The sequence below is a fragment of the Melaminivora sp. genome, assembly GCF_032059615.1.
Lineage (GTDB): Bacteria > Pseudomonadota > Gammaproteobacteria > Burkholderiales > Burkholderiaceae_C > Melaminivora.
Window position 1 is genome coordinate 1 of the sequence record NZ_DAMCAM010000031.1, and the last position, 20,194, is coordinate 20,194.

The 20,194-nt window shown below is 68.9% G+C and carries 17 protein-coding genes and 1 pseudogene; 8 read left to right on the plus strand and 10 right to left on the minus strand.

The features are described 5' to 3' along the window. The 4 genes and pseudogenes from RT051_RS08520 to RT051_RS08535 form a co-directional block, all read right to left on the minus strand. A pseudogene (locus tag RT051_RS08520) lies at positions 1-112 on the minus strand (ABC transporter ATP-binding protein); the annotation flags it as partial. A 17-nt stretch (positions 113-129) separates the two neighbouring features. Continuing rightward, positions 130-1,038, minus strand: a complete 909-nt coding sequence (locus tag RT051_RS08525) for an ABC transporter permease (protein WP_313075025.1) — start codon at positions 1,036-1,038, stop codon at positions 130-132. A 101-nt stretch (positions 1,039-1,139) separates the two neighbouring features. Beyond that, a complete protein-coding gene (locus RT051_RS08530) occupies positions 1,140-2,105 on the minus strand; it encodes an ABC transporter substrate-binding protein (RefSeq protein ID WP_313075028.1) in 966 nt (321 codons plus the stop codon). Between the two features lie 172 nt (positions 2,106-2,277). After that, positions 2,278-3,984, minus strand: coding sequence for an electron transfer flavoprotein-ubiquinone oxidoreductase (locus RT051_RS08535; RefSeq protein WP_313075032.1), 1,707 nt, complete (start codon positions 3,982-3,984; stop codon positions 2,278-2,280). Positions 3,985-4,151: 167 nt separating this feature from the next. Between RT051_RS08535 and RT051_RS08540 the strand changes: the two genes are divergently transcribed. Continuing rightward, the gene (locus tag RT051_RS08540) at positions 4,152-4,571 is read left to right on the plus strand and encodes a thioesterase family protein (protein WP_313075034.1); all 420 of its coding nucleotides are present in this window, start codon (positions 4,152-4,154) and stop codon (positions 4,569-4,571) included. Positions 4,572-4,578: 7 nt separating this feature from the next. Next, the gene (locus tag RT051_RS08545; RefSeq protein WP_313075036.1) at positions 4,579-6,291 is read left to right on the plus strand and encodes a phosphoethanolamine--lipid A transferase; all 1,713 of its coding nucleotides are present in this window, start codon (positions 4,579-4,581) and stop codon (positions 6,289-6,291) included. 5 nt (positions 6,292-6,296) lie between these two features. Here RT051_RS08545 and RT051_RS08550 read toward each other — a convergent pair whose 3' ends face one another. Together RT051_RS08550 and RT051_RS08555 are read right to left on the minus strand one after the other, a co-directional pair. Then, positions 6,297-6,896, minus strand: coding sequence for a peroxidase-related enzyme (locus RT051_RS08550; protein ID WP_313075039.1), 600 nt, complete (start codon positions 6,894-6,896; stop codon positions 6,297-6,299). A gap of 63 nt (positions 6,897-6,959) precedes the next feature. Then, positions 6,960-7,505, minus strand: coding sequence for a PAS and helix-turn-helix domain-containing protein (locus RT051_RS08555; protein ID WP_313075042.1), 546 nt, complete (start codon positions 7,503-7,505; stop codon positions 6,960-6,962). An 85-nt stretch (positions 7,506-7,590) separates the two neighbouring features. Here RT051_RS08555 and RT051_RS08560 point away from each other — a divergent pair, with 85 nt between their 5' ends. The 5 genes from RT051_RS08560 (at position 7,591) to RT051_RS08580 (ending at position 14,354) form a co-directional block, all read left to right on the plus strand. After that, positions 7,591-8,292 (plus strand): CoA transferase subunit A, encoded by a 702-nt coding sequence (locus RT051_RS08560; RefSeq protein ID WP_313075045.1) that lies wholly within the window; start codon positions 7,591-7,593, stop codon positions 8,290-8,292. A gap of 10 nt (positions 8,293-8,302) precedes the next feature. Beyond that, complete coding sequence (locus RT051_RS08565) at positions 8,303-8,941, plus strand: 3-oxoacid CoA-transferase subunit B (RefSeq protein WP_313075048.1); 639 nt, start codon at positions 8,303-8,305, stop codon at positions 8,939-8,941. A 148-nt stretch (positions 8,942-9,089) separates the two neighbouring features. After that, positions 9,090-9,845, plus strand: a complete 756-nt coding sequence (gene imuA / locus RT051_RS08570) for a translesion DNA synthesis-associated protein ImuA (protein ID WP_313075051.1) — start codon at positions 9,090-9,092, stop codon at positions 9,843-9,845. Continuing rightward, entirely contained in the window at positions 9,811-11,163 is a 1,353-nt protein-coding gene (locus RT051_RS08575) for a DNA polymerase Y family protein (protein ID WP_313075053.1), read from the plus strand. The genes imuA and RT051_RS08575 overlap by 35 nt, the downstream gene beginning before the upstream one ends. Further along, entirely contained in the window at positions 11,160-14,354 is a 3,195-nt protein-coding gene (locus tag RT051_RS08580; RefSeq protein ID WP_313075056.1) for an error-prone DNA polymerase, read from the plus strand. Before RT051_RS08575 ends, RT051_RS08580 begins: the two co-directional genes overlap by 4 nt. 34 nt (positions 14,355-14,388) lie before the next feature. Here RT051_RS08580 and RT051_RS08585 read toward each other — a convergent pair whose 3' ends face one another. The 4 genes from RT051_RS08585 to RT051_RS08600 form a co-directional block, all read right to left on the minus strand. Then, positions 14,389-15,678: a hypothetical protein gene (locus RT051_RS08585; RefSeq protein ID WP_313075059.1), complete on the minus strand. Its 1,290-nt coding sequence runs from the start codon at positions 15,676-15,678 to the stop codon at positions 14,389-14,391. Between the two features lie 55 nt (positions 15,679-15,733). Then, positions 15,734-17,452 (minus strand): DUF4384 domain-containing protein, encoded by a 1,719-nt coding sequence (locus tag RT051_RS08590; RefSeq protein ID WP_313075061.1) that lies wholly within the window; start codon positions 17,450-17,452, stop codon positions 15,734-15,736. Between the two features lie 68 nt (positions 17,453-17,520). Next, the gene (locus RT051_RS08595) at positions 17,521-17,955 is read right to left on the minus strand and encodes a hypothetical protein (protein WP_313075064.1); all 435 of its coding nucleotides are present in this window, start codon (positions 17,953-17,955) and stop codon (positions 17,521-17,523) included. Between the two features lie 71 nt (positions 17,956-18,026). Continuing rightward, positions 18,027-18,725, minus strand: a complete 699-nt coding sequence (locus tag RT051_RS08600; protein ID WP_313075067.1) for a hypothetical protein — start codon at positions 18,723-18,725, stop codon at positions 18,027-18,029. Positions 18,726-19,389: 664 nt separating this feature from the next. Between RT051_RS08600 and RT051_RS08605 the strand changes: the two genes are divergently transcribed. Beyond that, a complete protein-coding gene (locus tag RT051_RS08605; RefSeq protein WP_409520581.1) occupies positions 19,390-20,181 on the plus strand; it encodes a LuxR C-terminal-related transcriptional regulator in 792 nt (263 codons plus the stop codon). Positions 20,182-20,194 lie beyond the last annotated feature (13 nt).

Sequence of the window (20,194 nt, forward strand, 5' to 3'; positions counted from 1 at the left end):
TGACGGTGACGAACTGCCCGGCCGGGATGTCCAGCGACATGCCGCGCAGCGCGCGGGTTTCGATCGGCGTGCCGGGGTTGAAGGTGATGAAGAGTTCTTGTGCGCTCAGCATGGTCGTTCTCCGGGCGTTCACAGGCTCTTGGGCGCGTCGGGCACGCGCTTGCTGCGCAGGCGCCGCTTGATCTGCGGGATGACCAGCGCGACGGTGACCAGCACGGCCGTGACCAGGTTCAGGTCCTGGGCCTTCAGGCCGATGAAGTCGCTGTTGAGCGCGGCGGCGATGAAGAAGCGGTAGACGATGGCGCCGATGATGACGGCCAGCGTGGCGTAGACGATGCGCCGCGAGGGCAGGATGGATTCGCCCACGATCACCGCGGCCAGGCCGATGACGATGGTGCCGATGCCCATGGAGATGTCCGAGCCGCCCTGGGTCTGGGCAAACAGCGCGCCGGCGATGCCCACCAGGGCGTTGGACACGGCCATGCCCAGCAGCACCATGGCGCCGGTGTTGATGCCTTGGGCGCGCGCCATGCGGGCGTTGGAGCCGGTGGCACGGATGGCCAGGCCGCGTTCGGTGGCAAAGAACCAGTCCATGGCCAGCTTGGCGGCCAGCACGATCACCACCAGCAGCAGGGGGCGCCACCAGTAGTCCTCCAGGCCCTCGGGCTGCAGCAGGGTGAAGACCGTGGGGTCGTTGATGAGCGGCACGTTGGGCCCACCCATGATGCGCAGGTTGACCGAGTACAGCGCGATCATCATCAGGATGGAGGCCAGCAGGTCCATGATCTTCAGGCGCACGTTCAGCCAGCCCGTGACGAGGCCCGCGACCGCGCCGGCGGCCGTGGCGGCCAGCGTGGCGAGATAGGGGTTGGTGCCGGTGGAGATCAGGATGGCGCAGACCGCGCCGCCCAGCGGGAAGCTGCCGTCCACCGTCAGGTCGGGAAAGCGCAGCAGGCGAAAGGAGATGAAGACGCCGAGCGCGACCAGGCTGAAGATCAGCCCGATCTCGACCGCGCCGAGCAGGGAAAACAGGGACATGGACAGCCGGGGATGGAGAAAACAAAAAAGCAGGAGCCACTGCGATGCGGCTCCTGCATTGGTCGCGGCGGCGTGGCGCCTCCGGGCCCGTCAGGGAATGCTTACTGCACCACTTGCGCGGCCGACTTGACCAGCGCGTCGGACAGCTTCACGCCCTGCTTCTCGGCGGCGCCGGGGTTCACGAACAGCTCCATCTTGGTGCTGACCTCGGGCTTGATGTCGCCGGGCTTCTCGCCCTTCAGGATGCGCGCCACCATGCGGCCGGTCTGCTCGCCCAGGTCGCGGTAGTTGATGCCCAGGGCGGCGATGGCGCCGCGCTTGACGCTGTCGGTGTCGGAGGCGACGAGCGGCAGCTTGGCGTCCTGGCCCACTTTCACCAGCGCCTCATAGGCCGAGACCACGTTGTTGTCGGTGTTGGTGTAGATCACGTCGGCCTTGCCCACGAGCGAGCGCGCGGCGCTGCTCACGTCCACCGAGCGCGGGGCCGAGGCCTCGACCAGCGTCATGCCGTGCTTGGGCAGCAGCGCCTTGAGTTCCTTGACCACCACCACCGAGTTGGCTTCGCCGGGGTTGTAGACCATGCCCACGCGCTTGGCATTGGGCACGACCTGCTTGATCAGCTCGATCTGCTTGTCCAGCGCCAGCAGGTCGGACACGCCGGTGACGTTGTTCCCGGACGGCTCCCAGCTGGGCACGAGCTTGGCGGCAACCGGGTCGGTCACGGCGGAGAACACCACGGGCACGGTCTTGGTCGAGGCCACCACGGCCTGGGCCGAGGGGGTGGCGATGGCGACGATGGCGTCGGGCTTGTCGCCCACGAACTTGCGCGCGATCTGCGCGGCCGTGCCGGTGTTGCCCTGGGCGCTCTGGTACTGCCACTTGAGGTTCTTGCCGGACTCGAAGCCTTCGGCTTTCAGGGCTGCCTGCACGCCATCGCGCACGGCGTCCAGCGCCGGGTGCTCGACGATGGCCGTCACGGCCACGGACTTGTCCTGCGCTGCGGCAGGCGCCACGGCGGCCACGGCCAGCGCCAGGGCGCCCAAGCTCATCCAGGGCAACTTTTTCATGCGTATCTCCTTGTGTAGGTATGGGTGTGCGGACAGGGTTCAGAAAGCTGCGGCCCCGGGGGCAGGCCGGGCGGTGCCGGCTCCGGAGTGTACGTTGCGCGTTGGCCCGAAAAAAATTCCGAATCAAAAACGGCTCAAGCCCTTGCTGGGAAAGGACTTGCAGCTATGGTTTTCACATGCCGGTGTAGTTCGGGCCGCCGCCGCCCTCGGGCGTGACCCAGACGATGTTCTGCGTCGGATCCTTAATGTCGCAGGTCTTGCAGTGCACGCAGTTCTGCGCGTTGATCTGCAGCCGCTGGGCGTTGCCGCCACGGGCTTCGTCGGGCACGAACTCATAGACACCGGCCGGGCAGTAGCGGCTCTCGGGCCCGGCATAGATGGGCAGGTTGATCTCGGTGGGGACCTTCGGGTCTTTCAGCTTCAGGTGCGCGGGCTGGTTCTCGGCGTGGTTGGTGTTGCTCACGAACACGCTGGACAGGCGGTCGAAGGTCAGCTTGCCGTCCGGCTTGGGGTAGACGATGGGCTTGCACTCGGCCGCGGGTTTGAGCGACGCGTGGTCGGGTGTTTCGCGGTGCAGCGTCCAGGGGATGTGGCCCTTGAGCACGAACTGCTCGATGCCGTTCATCAGCGTGGCCGTGGTCAGGCCCTTCTTGAACCAGGCCTTGAAGTTGCGCGCCTTGTTCAGCTCCTCGTACAACCAGCTGGCCTCGAAGGCTCTGGGATAGGCCGTCAGCTCGTCGCCCTGGCGGCCGGCCACCACCGCGTCATAGGCGGCCTCGGCCGCCAGCATGCCGGTCTTGATGGCGGCGTGGCTGCCCTTGATGCGGCTGGCGTTCAGGAAGCCCGCGTCGCAGCCCACCAGTGCGCCGCCGGGGAAGACGAACTTGGGCAGGCTCATCAGTCCGCCGGCGGTAATCGCCCGCGCGCCGTAGCCCAGGCGCTTGGCCGGCTTGATGCCACGGGCCTCGTCGCCCTCCAGGTACCAGCGCACGTTGGGGTGCAGCTTCCAGCGCTGCATTTCCTCGAAGGGGCTCAAGTACGGGTTGGCGTAGTCCAGCCCGGTGATGAAGCCCAGCGTGACCTTGTTGTCCTCCAGGTGGTAGAGGAAGCCGCCGCCGTAGGTGTCGCTGGCCAGGGGCCAGCCGGCGGTGTGCAGCACGAAGCCGGGCTGGTGGCGCTGGGGGTCGATCTCCCACAGCTCCTTGACGCCGATGCCGTAGGCCTGCGGGTCGCGGCCATCGTCGAGCTTGTAGCGCGCGATCAGCTGCTTGCCCAGGTGGCCGCGCGAGCCCTCGGCGAAGATGGTGTACTTGCCGTGCAGCTCCATGCCCAGCTGGAATTCGCCCGTGGGCTCGCCTTCCTTGCTCAGCCCCATATTGCCCGTGGCGATGCCCTTGACCGAGCCGTCGTCGTTGTAGAGCACTTCGGCGGCGGCGAAGCCGGGGAAGATCTCGACCCCGAGCGCCTCGGCCTGCTCGGCCATCCAGCGCACCACGTTGCCCAGGCTCACCACATAGTTGCCGTGGTTCTGGAAGCACTCGGGCAGCAGGAAGTTGGGTGTGCGAAAGGACGACTTTTCACCCAGGAAGACCATGGCATCGTCGGTGACGGGCTGGTTCAGGGGCGCGCCCTTGGCCTTCCAGTCGGGGATCAGCTCGGTCAGTGCCCTGGGGTCCACGATGGCGCCCGACAGGATGTGCGCGCCAGGCTCCGAGCCCTTTTCCAGGACCACGACCGAGATGTCCTTGCCGTTGGTTTCGGCCATCTGCTTGAGGCGGATGGCCGTGGCCAGGCCGCCCGGGCCGCCGCCGACGATCACCACGTCGTATTCCATCGCCTCGCGCGGGCCGTATTGCTGCAGGATCTCTTCGTTCGTCATGGATGTCTCGGTCTTTTGAGGGATGGCGGGGGAGGGGAAAGGCGGCGCGCGGCGGCCTGCAATCGCGGATGATTGTATGCACGCTGGCGTGATAAAAACGCACGACCGTTCATTTTTGTGCCTGCCAGGAGACAGGCCGCGCCCGGGAGGGCGCCCGAGAGGACTTCATGAAAATTGCCATTCCCGAAGACAAGAAGCTGGTGCACCAGATGGAGCTGGACGTGCGCTGGGGCGACATGGACGCCATGGGCCACGTCAACAACGCGGTGTACTTCCGCTACATGGAGACGCTGCGCGTGGACTGGTTCGGCGTCATCGGCGCCACACCCGACCCTTCGGGCCAGGGCCCGGTCATCGCCAATGCCTTCTGCAACTTCTATCGGCAGCTGGAATACCCGGCGCGCCTGATGCTCCGGATGTACGTGAGCGAGCCGGCGCGCACCACCTTCGAGACCTGGACCACCATCGAGCGCCTGGACCGGCCCGGCGAGATCGCCGCCGCGGGCGGCGCCACGGTCATCTGGGTGGACTTCCCAAGGCAAAAGGCCACCGAACTGCCCCAGCGGGTGCGCGAGCTGGTGGGCTGAGCGCACCATGGCTCTCCTTCTTGCGGAGCCCGGCGGATGGCTGCGCCGCTTCGACGCGTGGCTGGCCCGGCCGCTGACCGCGCAGCAGATCGTCCTGCGGCTGTCGTTGTATCTGATGCTGTTCGCCAATGCGCCCCTGTGGCTGCAGCTGGCGCGCACGGGCGCCTCGCCGGGCCTGTACCTGCGCTCGGCGCTGGCGCTGGCGGTGCTGCTGGTCTGCGGCATGGTGGCCATCCTGGCGTTCACGGCCTGGACGCGCGGCATGCGCCTGGTGTGGTGGCTGGTGGTGCTGGTTGCCGCGCTGGCGCAGTACTACATGCTGGTCTACAGCGTGGTCATGGACCCGGGCATGGCGGCCAACGTGCTGCAGACCGACGTGCGCGAGGTGGCCGACCTGCTGGGCCCGCGCATGCTGGCGCTGGTGCTGGCGGTGCTGGCGCTGCCCACCTGGTGGCTGCTGCGCGTGCGCATCCCGCCCATGCGGCCGTTGGCGCAGGTGGGGCGCAACCTGGCGCTGCTGGCACTGGCGCTGGCGGTCGCCGCGGCGACCATCGTGGTGTCCTCGCGCGAGCTGGCGCCCCTGATGCGCAACCACACGCAGCTGCGCTACCTGATGAACCCGCTGGCCAGCCTGTATTCGACCGCCTTTGCCGTGCTCGAGCCCCACCTCATGCGCAGCAGCGAGCTGGTCCCCATGACCGAAGGCGCCGCCCTGGGCGCAAGCCACGCCGCCCCGGGGGCGAAGCCGCTGTTGTTCATCCTGGTGGTGGGAGAGACGGCGCGGGCCGACCACTTCGGCCTCAACGGCTACGCGCGCGACACCACGCCCGAGCTGGCCCGGCGCGAGGTGCTGTCCTGGAAGAGCGTGTATTCCTGCGGCACCAGCACCTTCGCCTCCCTGCCGTGCATGTTCTCGCCGCTGGGCAAGCAGGCGTTCGAGTCGCGCAAGAGCGAGTACGAGAACCTGCTGGACGTGGCGCAGGCAGCGGGCCTGGCCGTGCTGTGGCTCGACAACCAGTCGGGCTGCAAAGGCGTGTGCGAGCGCGTGCCCACCGCCAGCACCGCCGATTCGCTGGCGCCGGCGCAGCGCGCAAGGCTGTGCGAAGGCAGCGGCGAATGCCGCGACACCGCCATGCTGGCCGACCTGGACGAGCGCCTGGCAGCGCTTGCCGCCGACCGGCGCCAGCGCGGCACGCTGCTGGTGCTGCACCAGATGGGCAGCCACGGCCCTGCCTACTACAAGCGCTCGGCGCCCGAGGTCAAGCGCTTTCTGCCCGAGTGCCGCACCGAGGTGCTGGCCAACTGCGCGCAGCAGGAGCTGGTCAACGCCTACGACAACTCCATCGTCGCCACCGACCTGTTCCTTGGCCAGACCATCGACTGGTTGAAGGCGCGCGCCGGACGCTACGATACCGGCCTGCTCTACCTGAGCGACCACGGCGAGTCGCTGGGCGAATACGGCCTGTTCCTGCACGGCCTGCCCTACAGCGTGGCGCCGGATGCGCAAAAGCACGTGCCCATGGTCGCCTGGCTGGAGCCGGCCCTGCTGGCGCGCCGCAGCCTGGACGCCGCCTGCCTGCGCGCAGGGCTGGAGGCGCCGCTGACGCACGACCACCTCTACCACACCATGCTGGGGGTGCTGGACGTGCGCTCGCCCAGCTACCGGCAGGGGCTGGACGCCTTTGCCGGCTGCCGGGCCGGCGCGTCAGGGAGCGGCTGAGCCCGTCAGCCGGCGGGCTTCTTCTCGCGCGGCGTGCGGCCCAGCAGGTAGAACTCGGGGTTGGGCAGCATGCCAGTGAAATTGGCCATGCGGTTGGACAGGCCGAAGAAGGCGGTGATGGCGGCGATGTCCCAGATGTCCTCGTCGTCGAGGCCGTGCGCGTGCAGCGCTTCGAAGTCAGCCTCGCCGATCTCGTGGGCGGCCAGGCAGACCTTCATCGCAAACTCCAGCATGGCGTGCTGGCGCGCGCTGATGTCGGCCTTGCGCCAGTTCACCGCCACCTGGTCGGCCACCAGGGGCTTTTTCTCGTAGATGCGCAGGAGGGCCCCGTGCGCCACCACGCAGTACAGGCAGTGGTTGGCGCTGCTGGTGGCGGTGACGATCATCTCGCGATCGCCCTTGGTCAGGTTGCTCGAGCGGCCCGCGCCCTCGGGCTCCATCAGAGCGTCGTGGTAGGCAAAGAAGGCGCGCCACTCGGCCGGACGACGGGCAAAGGCCAGGAACACGTTGGGGATGAAGCCGGCCTTTTCCTGTACCTGCAGGATGCGGTCGCGGATGTCCTCGGGCAGGGTGTTCAGGTCGGGAAGGGGGTAGCGCTCGGCCATGGGGTCTCCGGTGGTCTTTGTTGCAGGGCAGGCCGGCAAGGATAGACCAGCACCCTTGCGCGCTCAGACCGCCAGGAGCTTTTGCACCAGGTCGGCCGCCGTGGAGGCGCCGTACTTGCGCATCAGGCGCGCGCGGTAGATCTCCACCGTGCGGTGGCTGATATCGAGCGCCCGGCCGATCTCCTTGCTGGTCATGCCGTCCAAGAGCCGCGCGGCCACCTCGCGCTCGCGTGCGGTGAGTTCGGCGCGCACGGGCCGCTCGGCGCTCAGGTCCTCGAAGGCCCAGATGCCCGAGGCGTGCGGCTCCTCGCGGTTGAGCGCGCGGCCCGAGACGTGGCACCAGAAGATCTCGCCGCTGGCGCGCTTCATCAGGCGGTTGTCGGCGTAGTGGCCGCGCGCGTTCAGGATGGGCTCCATGCGCCGGCCCAGGCGCTCGTACTCGTCGGCCGAGGGGTAGAGGATGCGAAACGACTGGCCGATCAGCAGCTCGCGCGAGGCGCCGAACATCTCGCACACATGGCGGTTGCAGTCCACCATGGTGCGGTTTCGGGAAATCACCAGGCCCACGGGTGCGAGTTCGAAGGCGAGGCGGTAGTCGGCGACGTCCATGAGAGGGTATGCTTTTAAGGAAAACTACGTAGAAATATACGTAGTATCGTAGCCTAACCCATCCATTCCTGAGGAGACAGACGCAGTGAACAAACTCTATCCTTCCGCGGCCGAGGCGCTGGCCGGCGTGGTGCACGATGGCCAGATGCTGGCCGTCGGCGGCTTTGGCCTGTGCGGCATCCCCGAGGCGCTGATCGAGGCGCTCAAGGACAGCGGGGTGAAGAACCTCACGGTGGTGTCCAACAACGCCGGCGTGGACGGCTTCGGCCTGGGCAAGCTGTTGGAGACACGCCAGATCAAGAAGATGATCAGCTCCTATGTCGGCGAGAACAAGGAGTTCGAGCGCCAGTTCCTGGCCGGCGAGCTGGAGCTGGAGTTCACGCCGCAGGGCACGCTGGCCGAAAAGCTGCGCGCCGGCGGCGCCGGCATCCCGGCCTTCTTCACCAAGACCGGTGTCGGCACCATGGTCGCCGAGGGCAAGGAGACGCGCGAGTTCGACGGCCAGACCTATGTCATGGAGCGCTCGCTGGTGCCCGACGTGTCGCTCATCAAGGCGCACCGCGCCGACAAGAGCGGCAACTTGCAGTTCCGCCTGACGGCGCGCAACTTCAACCCGGCCGCGGCCACCGCCGGCAAGGTCTGCATCGTCGAGGTGGAAGAAATCGTCGAGACCGGTCAGATCGCCCCGGACGACGTGCACCTGCCCGGCATTTACGTGCATCGCATCGTGCACAACCCGAATCCCGAAAAGCGCATCGAGAAGCGCACCCTCACCGAGAAGAAATAAGGAGACTGCAATGGCCTGGACCCAAGACCAGATGGCCGCGCGCGCGGCGCAGGAGCTGGAAGACGGCTTCTACGTGAACCTCGGCATCGGCATCCCGACGCTGGTGGCCAACCACACGGGCGACAAGGAGGTGTGGCTGCAGTCGGAGAACGGCATGCTGGGCATCGGCCCCTTCCCGACCGAGGAAGAAGTGGACGCCGACCTGATCAATGCCGGCAAGCAGACCGTGACGACGATTGCCGGCTCGGCCATCTTCGGCTCCGACCAGTCGTTCGCCATGATCCGCGGCGGCAAGATCAACCTGTCCATCCTGGGCGCCATGCAGGTCAGCCAAAAGGGCGACCTGGCCAACTGGATGATCCCCGGCAAGATGGTCAAGGGCATGGGCGGCGCCATGGACTTGGTGGCCGGCGTGCCGCGCGTGATCGTGCTGATGGAGCACGTGGCCCGCAAGAAGGACGGCACCACCGACCTGAAAATCCTGCCCGAATGCACGCTGCCGCTCACGGGCGTGGGCGTGGTGGACCGCATCATCACCGACCTGGGCGTCATGGACGTGACGCCCGAGGGGCTGAAGCTGGTGGAGCTGGCCCCGGGCGTGGAGTTCGACGAGATCCAGTCCAAGACCGGCGTGACGCTGCTGCGCTGAGAGCGCGCAGCGCCTCGCGCTGACCGATCAAGCCGGGCCCCGTGCCCGGTTTTTTTGTGCCCGGTGTTTTCTGCATAGCTGGAGAGAGTCTGAATTAACTGTATATTCATACAGTATTCAAGGTCTTTTCCGATCCTCCTGAAAACCCATGCCCGTTCCCGCTCTCTCCTGTCTTCCCGAGCGCCTGCACGACAGCGTCTGGCGGGCCGCCGATGCGGCGGCCGGCATGGCCGCGCCGGTGGTGGCCAGTGGCCACGGCGCGCTCGACGCCGAGTTGCCCGGGGGTGGTTGGCCGCTGGGCGCGCTGTGCGAGGTCCTGCAGCCGCCCCGGGCGCGCCATGAATGGCCGCTGGTGCTGCCGGCCTTGGCCGCGCACCTGCGGGCAGGGGGCCGAGCCGTGCTGGTCGGCGCTCCCCTGGAGCCGTTCACGCCCGCCCTGCAGGCCGCCGGGGTGCAGGCCCGGCAGCTGTGTTGCATCAGCGCGCAGGGGGCTCTGGCGGCGTGGGCCTGCGAGCAGGCCCTGCGCTGCCGCGACGTGCGCGCCGTGCTGGCCTGGCTGCCCCTGGCGCAGCCCGCCATGCTGCGCCGGTTGCAGCTGGCGGCGGCGCAACAGCAGCCATTGCTCTGGGTCTTCCGGCCCGAGCAGATGCGGCTGGAGGCGTCTCCCGCGCCGCTGCGGCTGGCGCTGCAGGCGCGGGGCACGGTGCTGCTGGCGCATGTCTTCAAGCGGCGTGGCCCGCCGCAGGAGCGCCCCGTGGCGCTGCCTGCCTGCGCGCCTGCGCTGGGTGCAACGCTGCAGGCCCAGGCTCTGCGGCGTCCGTTGGGCCCTGCGCCTGCGGGGGCAGCAAGTACCGATGGGCGGGTGCTGCATGCACTGGCTGGCGTGGCTGCCGCCACCCCTTGAGCCCGGCGTCGCGCCGCACCCGGGGCAGCCCTGGCAGTCCCGGGGCTGGTGGGCCCTGCGCTTCACGCCCCGCGTCGCCTGGCTGGAGGAGGCCCTGGTGCTGGAGGTGTCGGCCACCGAGCGCCTGTGGGGCGGGCGCCAGCGCCTGCGCGCGCTGCTGCAGTCGCAGGCGCCCCATGCCCAGCCCCATGCTGAAGTGGGCGGGCCCGAAGCGTCCTGCTGGGCCGAAGCACCCACGGCCTGGCAGGCCCTGGCGCTCCTGCGCCTGCAACAGGAGGGCTGCCCCGTGCCGCGCCGGCTGCCGCACGACCTGCCCATCGACACGCTCAGCGCCCTGCGTCCGCATGCCCAGGCCCTGGCCCAGCTGGGTTGCCGCACCTGGGGCGAGCTGCGCGGTCTGCCGCGCGCCGGCCTGGCCCGGCGCTTTGGCGCCGCCAGCCTGGCCGCGCTCGACCAGGCCTGGGAGCCGGGCGCCCAGGCGGCCTGGCGCTGGCTGCGTGTGCCCGAGAGCTTCGACCTGGAGGTGGAGCTGCCGGCCCCGGCCGAGTCGGCCGAGGCCCTGCTGTGGACCGGGCAGCGCCTGCTCGGCGCCCTGCAGGACTGGCTGCGGGCGCGCCAGCAGGGCGTGCTGGCGCTGGAGCTGCGCTGGCACCACAACCTGCGCCGCAGCGCAGGCCGGGACCTGCCGGCCTGGCAGCGGCTGGAGCTGCGCACGGCCGAGCCCGCGCAGGAGATGGCCCACCTGCGGCGCCTGCTGGCCGAGCGCCTGGCCCGGTACAGCCTGGCGGCGCCAGCCGACCGTCTGGGCCTGTGCAGCCTGCAGACCGCGCCCCTGCCGCAGGCCAGCCGCAGCCTGCTGCTCCCCGGTCCGGGCGAGCAGGCTCCGGGCGAGGCCTGGCACCAGTTGCTCGAGCGCCTGGCGGAGCGGCTGGGGCCCGAGAACCTGCGCCAGCCCGTGCCCTGCGACGACCACCGTCCCGAGCGCATGCAGCGTTGGCTGCCTGCCGGCGAGGCTGCTCCAGCCGCTCCGGCGCCAGGGGGGCGGGGCGCTTTGCTGCCTGGCTGGCTGGTGCGCCCGCCCCGTCCCCTGGCGCTGCAGGACGGCCAGCCCTGCCTGCAGGGCGAGCCCCTGCGCCTGCTGGCCGGGCCCGAGCGCCTCGAGACCGGCTGGTGGGAAGAGCAGGCGGAGGACGTAAAGGGCGGGCAGGGCGGCCTGGCGCGGCGCGACTACTTCATCGCCCGGGGCCGCGCCGGCTGGGTCTGGGTGTTTCGCGATCAGGCCGATGGGGCCTGGTACTTGCAGGGGGTCTATGCATGACCGAGCCGCCGGCCTACGCCGAGCTGCACGCGCTCAGCGCCTTCAGCTTCCAGCGCGGCGCCTCGCACCCGCACGAGCTGGTCGAGCGGGCGCAGCAGCTCGGCTACACCGCGCTGGCGCTGACCGACGAGTGCTCGGTCGCCGGTGTGGTTCGTGCGCACGTGGCGGCGCGCGGCCTGCCGCTGCGGTTCATCGCCGGCAGCGAATTTCTCTGGCAGGGCGTGCGCATCGTCGCCCTGGCGCGCGACGTGCAGGGCTGGGGCGGGCTGTGCGAGTTCATCAGCGCGGCGCGCGGGCGCGGCGCGCGCAAGGGCGACTACCGGGTGGACGAGGAATCGCCCTGGACTCTTTTGGCCGGGTGCGAGCTGCTGTTGGTGCCTTGCCGCGAGGTCTTCATCGATGCTTCCGATTCCATAGCTGTAGGTCGTTGCCTGGCAAGGGTAAAAGCCGTTTTTGAGCAAAATTGCTGGCTGGCCGTCGAACTGCATCTGGCGACCGATGACGGCCTGTGGCTGCGGACCCTGGCGCAGCTCGGGTGCCAGTTGGGCCTGCCACTGGTGGCCTCGGGCGACGTGCACCTGCATGCGCGCAGCCGCAAGCCCCTGCAGGACGTGCTGACCGCCATCCGCCTGGGGCGGCCGCTGGCCGCCTGCGGCCGGGCGCTGCAGCCGCACGCGCAAAAATGCCTGCGCTCGCGCGAGCATCTGGCCCGTCTGTATCCGCCGGCGCTGCTGGCGGCCACGCTGGAGGTGGCGCGGCGCTGCCGCTTCAGCCTCGACGAGATCCGCTACCGCTACCCGCGCGAGGCCGTGCTGCCGGGCATGGACGCCGGCCAGACCCTGGCCTGGCTGGCCTGGGAGGGCGCGCGCGGCCGCTACCCCCAGGGCGTTCCCGAGGCGGTGCGCGCGCAGATCGCGCACGAGCTGGCGCTGATCCGCGACTGCGGCTTCGAGATGTACTTCCTGACCGTGCACGACATCGTGCGCTACGCGCGCAGCCGCGGCATCCTGTGCCAGGGTCGGGGCTCGGCCGCCAACTCGGCCGTGTGCTTCGTGCTGGGCATCACGGCGGTGGACCCGGCGCGCTCGCACCTTTTGTTCGAGCGCTTCATCAGCAAGGAGCGCGGCGAGCCGCCCGACATCGACGTGGACTTCGAGCACGAGCGCCGCGAGGAAGTCATTCAATACCTCTATGGCCGCTACGGGCGCGAGCGCGCGGCCCTGGCCGCCGTGGTCAGCACCTGGCGCACACGCAGTGCCCTGCGCGACGTGGGCAAGGCCCTGGGCGTGCAGGGCGTGCTCATCGACGCCTTTGCCAGGGAGCACCACTGGTTCGACGACGTGCTGGCGCCCGGGCAGCTGCAAGCGCTGGCCGACCGCCTGGGCGTGGCCTTGGGTGCGCACCAGGCCGCCCTGTGGCTGGAGCTGGCGCGCGCCCTGCGCGGCCTGCCGCGCCACCTGGGCCAGCACGTGGGCGGTTTCGTGCTGACCGATGGCAGGCTCACCCGGCTGGTGCCCGTCGAGCCCGCCGCCATGGCCGGGCGCAGCGTCATCCAGTGGGACAAGGACGACCTGGACGCCATGGGCCTGCTCAAGGTGGACGTGCTGGCCCTGGGCATGCTCAGCGTGCTGCGCCGCAGCCTGCAGCTGCGCACCCTGCTGCGCGGCCAGCCCTGGGAGCTGGCCGACATCCCGCCCGAGGACGCGGCCACCTACGACATGGCCTGCGCCGCCGATACCGTGGGTGTGTTCCAGATCGAGAGTCGGGCGCAGATGGGCATGCTGCCGCGCCTGCAGCCGCGCACCTTCTACGACTTGGTGGTGCAGGTGGCCATCGTGCGGCCCGGGCCGGTGCAGGGCGGCATGGTCCATCCCTACCTGCAGGCCCGTGCTCACCAGCGGGCGCTGGCGCGCGCGGGCCACACGGGGCCGTACCCGCTGCCCTACCCGGAGCTGGCCGAGGCGCTCGGGCGTACTCTGGGCGTGCCCATCTTCCAGGAGCAGGTCATGAAGCTGGCCACCCTGGCTGCCGGCTTCACGCCGGGCCAGGCCGACGAGCTGCGCCGCTCCATGGCCGCCTGGCGCCGGCGGGGCGGGGTGCACCGCTTCGAGAAGCCGCTCAAGCGCGGCCTGCGCGAGCGCGGCTACACCGAGGAGTTCGCCGACCGTCTGTTCCGCCAGATCCTGGGCTTTGGCGAGTACGGCTTTCCCGAAAGCCACGCCTGCAGCTTCGCGCTGCTGGCCTACGCCAGCGGCTGGTTCAAGCGGCACGAGCCGGCGTGCTTTCTGGCGGCGCTGCTCAACTCGCAGCCCATGGGCTTCTACCCGCCCGCGCAACTGGTGCAGGACGCGCGCCGCCATGGCGTGCGTGTGCTGCCCATTGACGTGGCAGCAAGCGACGTGGACTGCACGCTGGAGGGGCCGGCCGAGCCGCTGCCCGGCACACCCGCACCCCAGCCTGCCGTGCGCCTGGGCCTGCGCCTGGTGGCGCGCCTGGGCCCGGCAGCGGCCGCGCGCGTGGTGCAGGCGCGCCAGGATGGCGGCCCCTTTGCCAGCACCGGCGACCTGGCGCTGCGCGCCCGGCTGGCGCGCGCCGAGGTCCAGGCCCTGGCCGCCGCCGACGCGCTGCGTGCCCTGTCAGGCCACCGGCGCCAGCAGATGTGGGACGCGGCGGCGCAACTGCCCACCGGCGAGCTGCTGCGCACGGCGCCGGTGCACGAGCCCACCCTGGAGCTGCCGCCCGCGCCGCAGGGGCAGGACGTGCTGTTTGACTACGCCGCCACCGGCCTCACCCTGCGCAGCCACCCGCTGGCGCTCCTGCGCGAGCGCCTGGCGCGGCTGCGCGTTGCCACGGCGTTGCAGCTGCGCGACGCTGCGCACGGGCGGCACGTGCGCGCCTGCGGCATCGTCACCGTGCGCCAGCGGCCCGGTTCGGCCGGCGGCACGATGTTCGTCACCCTGGAGGACGAAACCGGCACGGTCAACGTCATCGTCTGGCCTGCCGTACTCGAGCGCTGGCGCGAGCCCGTGCTGCGCGCTCGCCTGCTGGCCGTGGAGGGCCGCTGGCAGCGCCAGGACGCGCCGGACGCAGCCACGGCCGTGTGCCACCTGGTGGCGCAGCGCTTTCGGGACTGCACGGCACTCCTGGGGCGGCTGGCGCCGGTGCTCGGCGGCAGCAGGGACTTTCACTGAATCCGCGACGTCGGGCCAGGCTCCAGGCCCTCCCCTAGGGCGCACCCACGGCGGGCCGGCTGCGCCACTCGGGCGGCAGCAGGGCGTACAGCGGCGTGGGGTCGCGCACGAACAGCTGGGGAGTGGGGGGCGGCTGCATGGCCAGCACCGCACCCTCCGGGGACACCTGCATGGTCGCCAGCTGGCGCATCCAGGCCACGTCGACCATGCCGTCCGGGCCGGGGCGGGAGTAGATCAGCTCCAGCATGCGCCTGGCCGCCTGGCTGCCCTGGGCGGCGGCGATCTGGTACAGGCGTATGGCTTCGGTGTAGTTGGAAGGCACCCCCTCGCCGCGGTGGTAGCGCAGGGCCTGGGTCAGCCATTCATCCGCGCTGTCAGGCTTTGGCGGGCTGGCCGCGCGCTGCTGCTGGCGCATCCTCTCGGCCAGCAGTCGGGCGTTGGCCGCTGCGGCTGGCGAGCCTTCGGCCGCCAGGCTGAACTCGCCCAGCGCCTCGTGCAGCCGCCCCGCTGCCAGGCGGGCCAGGCCCAGTTCATTGCGCGCGCCGGCATTGCCCGCCTGGGCCGCACGCTGCAGCAAAGCCAGCCGGGCGCTGCCCGCCGCATCCCGGGCGGGTGCGGCGGGTGCGCCGGGTGCGCCTGGCGCTGGCGCGGGCATGGGCGCCAGGCGTTCCTGCACCCACCACTGCAGCAGCAGCGACAGGGATGCATCCGTGCCCGCGAGCTGCGTGACCCAGGGCCGTGCGGCAGCAGGGTTGGCGGGGCCCTGGCAGCCGTCGATCTGGCACCAGGCCAGTCCCGCGCTGGCCATGGGCTCGCCGTGGGCGTGGGCCCGCTCGAACCAGTGCAGCGCCTGCGTGCGGTCCAGGGGCACGCCCTCGCCGTGCAAATACAGCAACCCGAGGATCCAGGCACTGCGCGCGGCCGCTTTTTCAGCATTGCTGCCGCCGGGTGCAGAGGCAAGGGCCGCGGCGCGCAGCCTCTGCAGCCGCGCCAGCGCCGGCGCATCCGCTTCGGGCGCCAGGCGCAGCGGGGCAGGCTGGGCCGTGCCGGCGGGCTCGATCCGGCTGCCGCCCACGGGCGCCGACAGCTCGATGGGCGTGGCAGGCGGCGTCCCGGTGAGGAACTGCTCCGATTGCGCAGCCCCGGGAGCGACCATGGGAGGAGCCGCCGGGGGCGCCGGCGCGGCCGCCCACTGCTCCGACCAGTCGGCGGTCTGTGGCCGGGCCGTCAGGGCGTGTGCGGAAAGCAGCACCCAGAACAGGGCCAGGGCCGCGAGCAGGTACGGCGCCGCGCGCATGGGACAGGAGGACGAAGGCAGCTTCATGGGGCGTCGTCCCGGGTTTTTTGCGCAGGCCGATCAGGGATGGAGCCGGGCCTGTTCAGCGGGCCGCGGCAGGCGCAGCGCCGGCTTCCGGCTGGACCTTTCTGGGGATGACACGCCAATTCAGCTCGGCACGGGTGTATTCGCCCGCTCCCAGGGCCTGGGCGAAGGCGCCATCGACGTCTTCGATGCTGCGATAGCCTCCGATGTTGACCAGGCCGGCGCTTTGCAGGGCCGCGGGCAGGCGGGGCAGGGCATCGTCCGTCGAGGCGAAGCAGGCGACGCGCTCGACGCCGGGGCTGGTGGCGTCCATGACGAACGCCGGGTTGGGCACCAGCCAGTCGGGCAGGCGTACGGCCTGGTTCGCGGCCACCAGCGAATGCGGGGTCACCGTGTTGGGGGTCAGGCGCATGACGTTGCCGTTGGGATCGGAAAAATAGCAATACAGGTGCGAGGCGCGCGACACGGTGACGGAGGCGAACACCTGCTCGCCCACTTCGAAGGTCGGGGAAGCGCCTGCGGGCAGGATGTTTTCTATCTGCATGTCGATGCGCCGGGGCGCGGCCTCGGTGGCCTGCAGCGTGGGGCGCGGGGCGTTGCCCGCGGGCACGGGCCCCGCGGCGACCCGCGTGGTCGAGGTGCCCGGGTCTGTGGGGCCCCAGCCCACGCGCTGCAATGAACCGTCGGGCGCGAGAGCGACGAAGTGGCGCAGGGCACGCTCATAGGTGCCAAAGTCCAGCACGCCCGTGGGCAGGAGCAGGTTGTCGACCTGGAACTGCGCCAGCGCCGTGCGCACCGCGGGGGAGTCGAGGGCCAGGGGCTCCACGCCCGCCTGCAGGTAGCCCTGGGCGGTAAGTGAGCTCTGCACCAGGCGTGCCTGGCCTGCTGCGCCGCTCTGCTCGAACCAGTCGCGCATCTGGCGTTGGAAGTCCGGGTGGGTCTGCTCCAGCGTCAGGCACTGCCAGTAGGGCACGCGCGCCCACTTGCCCACGAGTTCGATGGTCGCCAGATCCACCAGCGTGCGCATGGCGCCGCCGGCGCCGAGCGCGTAATCACGGCCGACGTTGAAGTTCACGCCATAGCTGCCGATGCGCCCGGCCACGTCCAGACCCTGGCTGCCCCCGCCGATCACCACCTCGTTGGCCGAGTCCAGCCCGGGGATCAGCGTGCGCGTGCGAAAGTCCCCCAGGTGCATCTCCAGGCCGATCACGGTAGCCGTGCGGTTGTTGCTGTAGCCCGTGTCCAGCCGGCTGGCCGAGGTGCCGGCGCCGAAGCGGTTGGAGGCCACGTTCTGGTCCACGAAAGCGATGGCGCCCGACACATAGAGGGCCGGGCGCTGCAGCTGCATCAGGTTGTTGTTCAGCAAGATGGTGGTGAGGTTCTGCACCGTGTCCTGGCGCACGATGTCCACCTCGTAATCGACGTAGCGGAAGGCATTGGACAGGCGCGACATCTGCGACAGCGACGTGATGATCATGTCCTTGACGGCCACCGGCACGCGGCTGGAATAGTCCACCACCTGCTTGCTGGTGATGAGCGTGGTGGGCAGCTGCGCGGCGCGCAGCATGTGGTCCATGCACATGAGCGAATCGGAGAAACTCGACACCGAGCGCGTGGGGCGCACCACCGGTCGGTCGGTGGTGTAGGCCGCGTCGTGCAGCCGGGCGTCCTTGCGCGGGTCCATGGGTGTGCTGCAGCCTGCAGTCAGCAGGGCCGCCGCCATCAGCAGCCAGCCAGGACGCGCAAAGAGGGAAGGCTTGGTGTGGACGCGAGTCATGATGTGAGTTCCCTGGATGCTTCTTGTGGCTGCCGTGGGCGCCCGGGCGGGCGCGGTGGGTGCGTGAGTCACCAGCAGATGTTGACGAGGTCGCCGCGCAGCACCACCACCTGGTCGCCGCTGGTCTTGATGCCCGGGCCACCGGCCGTGCCGGCTGCGCCGGCGCTGGCCACGTTGCTGCCCACCGATTGCGAGCACACGACCTTGGCACCCTGCGTGTCCACGGCGTGGACGACGTCCTTTTCGGTGGTGATGCCGGTGGTGTTGGCCGAGAAGGCCTTGGCGACGTAGCGTGTCATGCGCGCCTGCTGCCATGCTGGAATGCCGTTCTGGTAATTGATATAACCCGAGCGCGGCGCCGCGGGCAAAGGCTGCATCTGCACATTCACCTTCCTTTGCAGCACCACCGGGTCTTCCCCGGGTGCGGCCTGCGCCACGGGAGCCGCTGCGGCTGTGCAGGCCAGCAGGCAGAAAACACGCGAAATCAAAGTACGGGCGGTCATGGCAGGCCTCCAACGGGAGCAAAAGAAAAAGGCACCAGGCCCCGAGAGGCCCGGTGCCGCCTGCTAGGCCATTACTGGCACACCCCGTTCGGGCAGGGAGGGTTTTCCGCGCAGGCATCGTTGGAGGACAGGTTCTGCACGGCAATGGAGCCGCCGTGGGCGCTGTTGTAGACGCCGCTGTTGTTCAGCAGAGCGATTTGCGTGGACGTCGAGCCGATCGTAACGTTGCCATAGTTGGAGGCAACGTTCTGCACGGCCAGGGCGCCATTGCCGCTGGCGTAGTTGTTCAGGTAGCTGCCGGTGTTGTCGGTGTACTGGGTGCTCTTGGCGTCAATCTTCACGTCGCTGTAGTTGGAGGAGACGTTCTGGATGGCCGTGGCCTTGCCATATTCGGCCACGTTGTTGATGCCGCCGCCGCCATGGGCATAGGCGCTTTGCTCGGAAGTGGCCTTGATTTGAATCTTGCCATTGTTGCTGGCCAGGTTCTGCTGCGCTTCGGCATTGGCGCTCTTGGCTTCGTTGCCGACATAGACATTGGCCAGACCGGTGTTCTGGGTCGAGTTGCCGCTGGAGGAAACACTCACCGATCCGGCATTGGAGGACATGTTCTGCCGCGCCGCGCCGCCCGATTCGGCATGGTTGACCACGGTGGACGTCTGCACATTGGTGGTTTGCGACGTCGGCCCGCTCAGGGTCATGCTGCTGGGCGGAGTGACCGCCATGGCTGCGGTGGCGAGGGTGCTCAGAGTGAAAAATGCAAGGGCTTTCATGACACGGTCTCCAGGGAAGGTGAAGAACGCCGCAGTTTCGGAAGGTTGGAAAGTGGACCGAAGCTGCGGCTGGACTGGACAAGAAAGCACTGGGGAGACTGAAATCGATCAGGTCGCCTGGCGCACCTCTTGTCTGGCTCCAGTGTCTGCAGGACGAGGCAGAAAATACATCACTGAAACAGGGTAGCTTCCATGGACCCGGCGACAGCAGAAGAGCGACAGTTTCCGGGCCTGCAAGGAATGCTCACGAAGGGATGACGACCGTTACATGGATGGCATGGAAATTTGGTTTTTTTCCGTAACTGAAGTAACTCAATCGCTGGCGTGTATTCTTTGAATGGGATCTCCAGAAGTCTTGTTTGGTTCAAAAAGTTGAGCAGTCAGCAAGAAAATAAAAAAAACGCCCCCTTGGTTCCTGTTTTCTGCAAAGGACGGCAGCTTTTAGGAAAGAAGCCGAGCCTGAAAAGATCCCTCTGGTCGAGATTTTTCTACCCTTTCAGGGTAGTTTCAAAATGTCACCCGTGTAAGTTGATTCGGTCTTACGCATTTCTTCATGTGTTTGGGTGTATTTTTTGTCGCCTCGCTGGTCGACATGCAGTGGACAGCGATCACGTTGCCTGGGTGCCACCGGTACCCCAACGAGGCTCCCCAGGAGAGTGCCATGATGCTGAACTCAAGCGCAGAAACCCCGGGCCGTGCGCCCATCCCGGTGGATGGCTTTCGGCCACGAGCCCAGTTCTCCATGCACGACAACCCTCCATCGATCTGGCCGGAGTTCCTCACGGGGCAGTTGGAAAAGCCCGTGCGTGTGCTGCTCGTGGACGACGATGCGCACATGCGCCGCGTCATTGCCCAGGAGCTGATGGCCGATGCGCGGACCTTGCTGGTGGCGCAAGCCGCCAGCGTGCGAGAAGGGCGCAAGGCCATCAAGCAGCATGACTTCGACGTGATGCTGGTCGATCTGCATCTGAGCGACGGTGAGGGTTTTGCGCTGATCGACCTGATGAAGACCGCCTGTCCCGCGTCCCAGGCCATCGTCGTGTCCATCATGGACTGCGATGAGCAGGTGATGCATGCCTTCGAGCTGGGGGCCACGGGTTATCTGGTCAAGAATTCCTGGTTCGGCAACTACTCCCAGGCGGTGCTGCAGGTGGCCAACGGGGGCGCCTCCATCACGCCCAACCTGGCGCGGCGCCTGCTGCAGCGCTTCGAAGCCCGTTCCGGTGGCGCCACGCACGCGCCTGCGTGCGCCAGGGCTGAAACCGAGCGCCTCTCACAGCGGGAAAAAGAGGTGCTGCGCATGGTGGCCAATGGCCACACCAGCGCGGAGATTGGCGCGCACCTGGTGATCAGCAGCCAGACTGTGGATTCGCATATCAAGAACATCTACCGGAAGCTGCAGGTACGCACGCGCGCGCAGGCCGTGCGATTCGCCCTGCTGCGGGGCCTGTTCTGAACCGTTTGCCGGG